The following is a 5,337-nucleotide window of genomic DNA, read 5'->3' as shown; positions in this document are numbered from 1 at the left end:
GCCCACTCCTTGAGGTTCATGCAGTGACCATAACAGCCACTCAGAGGCTATAAGACACACTAGAGTTGACTCAAGCCCGAGCAGTTCGTAACCCCCGAACCCGCCTCCCCCTCCGCAGAAGCCATCGGCATCCTCGCCAGCTGGACCCACAGCACTACCGGGCCGGCCGCTGCCCCTGACGCGTCACGCGATCCAGCCAGCTGACGGCCTCTCGATGAGCCGGCTCGGCACGCTCGTCCAGGACACCTCGCCGCTCCGCCAAGGGCGGGGCGGTCAGCTCTGTCGGCGAGTCGCACCTTCCTGCGAGGAGCGGGAGCCAGGTGACGAGGGCGCGGTCATGTCGAGCAGGAGTAGCGCGTCGTGGTCGGGGCTGCCGGGCTCGGCGGTGTAGACGCCGATGCGCTGTCCGGGGGTGCCTTCCACGTGCAGGGACTAGGACGTGAGGGTGACCATGCCGACCTGCGGGTGGTGGAACGTCTTGTGCGTGGGCTTGCGTCCGGTCACTTCGTAGCGTTCCCACAGGCCCGCGAAGTCGGGGCTCTTCAGGAGGAGTTCGCCGACCAGGTTGGTCAGGTCGGGGGCATCGGGTGCGGTGCCGGCAATGGCGCGCAGGCGGGCGACGCAAGCGGTGATCTGCCGGTCCCAGTCGTGGAAAAGGTCGCGAGCTGCGGGGTGGAGGAAGAGGTAGCGGGCGAGATTGCGTTGCTTGACCGGCCAGTCGTCCAGGCCTGCGTAGAGGGCAAGGCCGCCCGGGTTCCAGGCGAGCATGTCCATGCTGCGGCTGATGACGTAGGCCGGGTTCGGGCGCAGTGATTCCAGCAGCAGCTTGAGGTGAGGGCGCACGGTGCGGCTCGGTGCGGGCGGCGGCTCGGGGGTGTAACGGGCGGCGCGAGCGGCGAGCTCGCGCAGGTGCTGGTGCTCCTGGTCGTCCATGTGCAGGGCGCGGGCGAGGGAGTCAAGGACGGCGGGGCTGGGGCGGGTCTCTTTGCCGCGCTCCAGGCGCACGTAGTAGTCGATGCTGATGCCGGCGAGGGTGGCCAGCTCCTCGCGGCGCAGGCCCGGGGTGCGGCGTACTCCGGTGCCGACGGTGAGCCCGACGTGTTCGGGGCTGGTCTGGGTGCGGCGGGCGCGCAGGAAGCGACCCAGCTCGGCGCCCTCGCTCTTCGCGCTCTCAGATGCCATGCCTTCCAGTCTCACACCGCCTTCACCTGCAGTGCAGGCGTGCGGGGGGCCGTGTCATTACCCCCGAAGAGCCCGCCCTGCCACCCCGGCGCAATCTGGGCGAAGGTGAATGGGCAACACCGGCAGGCCCGCCGCTGCGTCTCTCGCAGCTGGTGACGCTGAGCAGGCGCGACGACAGCGCTCAGGTCAGAGTGCCGCCGGGGTACGCCACGAACCGGAGATACCGAATGCGCTACATCAAGCTGCGTGACCTGGAGGTTTCCCGGATCGGTCTCGGCGCGATGGGCATGTCCCACGGCTACACCGACTCCGGCACCGACGAGGCGGAGGCCGTCCGGACCCTGCACCGGGCGCTGGAGCTGGGCGTCACGTTCATCGACACCGCCGAGATCTACGGCCCCTACGCCAATGAGGAGCTGCTGGGCCGGGCGCTGAAGGGGCACCGGGAGAAGGTGGTGCTGGCGACGAAGTTCGGCATGGTCTCCCACGCCGGAGCGGGCGCATGGAATCTGGACTCCAGCCCGGCCAACATCCGCACCGCCGTCGAGGGCTCCTTGAAGCGGCTGGGCACCGACCACATCGACCTGTACTACCAGCACCGCGTAGATCCGAACGCACCGATCGAGGAGACCGCCGGCGCCGTGGCCGTCCTGGTCGCCGAGGGCAAGGTGCGCGCTTTCGGTCTCTCGGAGGCCGGCCCGGACACGATCCGCCGCGTCCACGCCGTGCAGCCGGTCACCGCCGTGCAGTCGGAGTATTCGCTGTGGACCCGCGGGATCGAGGAGCGAATCCTGCCCGTCCTGCGCGAGCTGAACATCGGTCTGGTGCCCTTCGCCCCGCTCGGCCACGGTTTCCTGACCGGGCAAATCCGCTCCACGGACGGCTTCAAGGAAGGCGACTTCAGGCACGGAACCCGCGTTTCACTGGCGACAACTTCCAGCGCAACCTGGCGATCGCCAACGAGGTCCAGGCCATCGCCGAGCAGGCCGGTGCCACGCCCGCCCAGGTCGCACTGGCCTGGTTGCTCGCCCAGGGCGACGACATCGCCCCGATCCCAGGGACCAAGCGCGTGCACCGCGTCGAGGAGAACACCGCCGCCGACGCTATCGAGCTTGCACCCGAGCAACTGGCCCGGCTGGAGAGCCTGCCGCAGGCCGCGGGCGAGACCCACACGGAAGCCGGACGTCAGATGCTCGAACGCTGAGCCCGGCCCGCCGACCGACCGCCGCCGTGAGCGGCACATCCATCCCCCTGGAGCACCTCCCTCATGCGCGCAGCAATGATGTACGGAGCCGGAGACGTCCGCGTCGAGGACCGACCCGACCCGAAGATCATCCAGCCCACCGACGCCATCGTCCGCACACTCGCCTCGTGCGTGTGCGGAAGCGACATGTGGCCGTTTCAGTCCATGCCCGCCACTGACACGGGCCGGCCCATGGGGCACGAGTTCCTCGGCATCGTCGAGGAGAGCGGCGCGGACGTGACCGGCCTGAAGACGGGTGACCTGGTCGTCGCCCCGTTCACATACAGCGACAACACCTGCGACTACTGCGCCAAGGGCCTGCACATCTCCTGCCGCAACGGCGGCCGCTACGGATTCGACGGCGTCGACGGCGGCCAGGGCGAGGCGGTCCGCGTCCCGCACGCCGACGGCACCCTCATCACGCTGCCGGTCGCCGCCGACTCGCAGCTGCTGCCGTCGCTGCTGGCGCTGTCGGACGTGATGACCACCGGCCACCATGGCGCCGTCACCGCCGGCGTCAGCCGCGGGGACACGGTGCTGGTCGTCGGGGACGGCGCGGTCGGCCTGTGCGCGGTCCTCGCCGCCAAGCGCCTGGGAGCCGAGCGGATCCTGCTCGCGGGCCGCCACACGGCACGCACCGACCTGGGCCGTGTTTTCGGTGCCACCGACGTCGTCTCCGAGCGTGGCGACGAAGGCATCGCCCGCATCCAGGATCTGACCGGCGGCGTGGCCAAGGTGATCGAAGCCGTCGGCACCCGCCAGGCGCTGGACACCGCCCTCGGCGCGCTCTTGGACGGCGGCACCATCAGCCGCCTCGGTGTCCCGCAGTACGAGCAGGGACCGATCGGCCCGGCCGAGTTCATGCGGAACATCACCCTGACCGGCGGCGCCAGCCCCGCCCGCGCCTACATCGAGCAGTTGCTGCCCGACGTGCTGGACGGCACCCTCACCCCCGGCCGCGTCTTCGACCAGGAATTCACCTTCGACCAGACCCCTGACGCCTACCGGGCCATGGCCGACCGCCAGGTCCTCAAGGCACTCATCACCCCCTGACCCCCGCCCCCAGCAAAGGACCAACCCTCATGCAGTTCGTGACCCTGAACAACGGCGTCGCGATGCCGCTCCTCGGCTTCGGCGTCTACCAGATCCCCGCCGAGGACACTGAGCGCGCCGTCTCCGACGCCCTCGCCGCCGGCTACCGCCTCCTGGACACCGCGGCCGCCTACGGCAACGAGGACGCTGTCGGCCGCGCGATCAAGAGCAGCGGCCTCCCACGGGAGGATTTGTTCGTCACCACCAAACTGTGGGTGCAGGACGCCCCCGCCGAGGACAACACCAATCGCGCCTTCGAGACGTCACTGCAGAAGCTGGGCCTGGACTACCTCGACCTGTACCTGATGCACCAGCCCTTCGGCGACGTCTACGGGCAGTGGCGCGCCATGGAGGCCCTCAATCGTGAGGGCCGCGCCAAGGCGATCGGTGTCGCCAACTTCTACCCCGACCGGCTGATCGACCTGATCGTCAACAACGACATCGTGCCAGCGGTCAATCAGATCGAGACCCATCCGTTCTTCCAGCGCGCCGACTACCAGGACCTGATGCGCGAGCACGGGGTGCAGATCCAGTCCTGGGGAGGCTTCGCCGAGGGCAGGAACGACCTGTTCTCCAACCCGCTGCTGGCCGCAATCGGTAAGGAGCACAGCAAGTCGGTGGCGCAGGTCGTGCTGCGCTGGCTGACCCAGCGCGGCGTGATCGCGATCCCCAAGTCGGTGCGTGCCAAGCGGATGGAGGAAAACTTCGACGTCTTCGACTTCCAACTCACCGACGAACAGGTGGCTCAGATCGCCACGCTGGACACCGGCAGCTCGCTGTTCTTCGACCACCACGACCCCGAGATGGTCACCTGGCTCGCCAAGCGCCGCGTGGATGCCTGAACCGCCGTACGAGTTACGGGGCGAGGACGCAGACCGCCCGCGCTGCATCTATCCCGCTCCTTCCCGCTGCCAGACCCGTCATGAAGGGATCACCGTGCCCCAGCAGGACCCCATCGCCGCAGCCGGGCGACGCACCTTCCTGCGCGCCACGCTGCTGACAGGAATCACCGCCGTGACCACACCCCACCTCACCAGCTGTTCATCCCCCAAGAGCAAAGACGCCCCAGATCGCCGGCAGGCGTCACCGAGCTCGTCCGTGACGGGCCCGGCGCGGGGCAGGGTGCTCCTGGCCTACTTCTCCCGCCCTGGTGAGAACTACTACTACGGCGACCGCACCACACTGAAGGTCGGCAACACCGAAGTGATGGCCCGCAAAATCCGCAGCATCATCAACTGCGACGTGCACCGGATCGAGGCCGCCGACCCCTACCCAGCGGACTACGACGCGACCGTGCAACGCAATGCCCGCGAACAGGACGCCGACGCACGTCCTGCCATCACGGGCCCGCTACCCGCCCTGGACAGCTACAACACCGTGCTGCTGGGCAGCCCCATCTGGAACGTGCGCGCACCCATGATCATGACGACGTTCACCGAGAAACTCGACTTCTCCGGCAGGACCGTTGTCCCCTTCACAACCCACGCCATGAGCGGCCTGGGCACCACCGCACGCGACTACACAGCTTCGTGCCCGGGCGCGACATTCGCTGAAGGGCTGGCTGTCCGGGGTGAAAAGGTCGACGAAGCCGACGGCGTCATCAAAGTTTGGCTGCAACGCATCGGCTTCACCGTCTCTTGAACGGGCCCTACCGCTCGCTGCACCAGGGAGCGACTGCGGACGCTGGGCACGCAAATGGCCGGACGGGCCAACTACGGCGCTCAGTGAGTGGTGTGCATCGTGAAGCAGCAGGTCACGGGCCTGGTGTGCGTCGGCGTCGGGGTGCTCACGCTGGTTGTGGGCGTGTGACTTCGGTGAAG

At 68.5% G+C, this 5,337-nt stretch carries 3 protein-coding genes and 2 pseudogenes; 4 read left to right on the top strand and 1 reads right to left on the bottom strand.

The features are described 5' to 3' along the window. Positions 1-273: 273 nt before the first annotated feature. Positions 274-1,182, bottom strand: a pseudogene (locus ACFV9O_RS39510) (helix-turn-helix transcriptional regulator). Positions 1,183-1,409: 227 nt separating this feature from the next. On the opposite strand from ACFV9O_RS39510, the pseudogene ACFV9O_RS39505 reads away from it, so the two are divergent. The 4 genes and pseudogenes from ACFV9O_RS39505 (at position 1,410) to ACFV9O_RS39490 (ending at position 5,158) form a co-directional block, all read left to right on the top strand. After that, positions 1,410-2,386: pseudogene (locus ACFV9O_RS39505) on the top strand (aldo/keto reductase). 63 nt (positions 2,387-2,449) lie between these two features. Continuing rightward, positions 2,450-3,478, top strand: coding sequence for an alcohol dehydrogenase catalytic domain-containing protein (locus ACFV9O_RS39500; protein WP_385427708.1), 1,029 nt, complete (start codon positions 2,450-2,452; stop codon positions 3,476-3,478). A 29-nt stretch (positions 3,479-3,507) separates the two neighbouring features. After that, entirely contained in the window at positions 3,508-4,359 is an 852-nt protein-coding gene (locus ACFV9O_RS39495) for an aldo/keto reductase (protein WP_385427705.1), read from the top strand. 94 nt (positions 4,360-4,453) lie between these two features. After that, on the top strand, positions 4,454-5,158 hold the full coding sequence (locus ACFV9O_RS39490) for a flavodoxin (RefSeq protein ID WP_385427702.1): 705 nt from the start codon (positions 4,454-4,456) through the stop codon (positions 5,156-5,158). The last annotated feature ends 179 nt before the right edge of the window (positions 5,159-5,337 follow it).

This window comes from Streptomyces sp. NPDC059909 (assembly GCF_042730885.1).
In the GTDB taxonomy this organism is placed as follows: domain Bacteria; phylum Actinomycetota; class Actinomycetes; order Streptomycetales; family Streptomycetaceae; genus Streptomyces.
This window is presented reverse-complemented; position numbering and strand designations above follow the sequence as displayed.

Bases quoted from the DNA above. Each gene is read 5' to 3' on its own strand.
- ACFV9O_RS39500 (WP_385427708.1), top strand. From the start codon at position 2,450: ATGCGCGCAGCAATGATGTACGGAGCCGGAGACGTCCGCGTCGAGGAC.
- ACFV9O_RS39495 (WP_385427705.1), top strand. From the start codon at position 3,508: ATGCAGTTCGTGACCCTGAACAACGGCGTCGCGATGCCGCTCCTCGGC.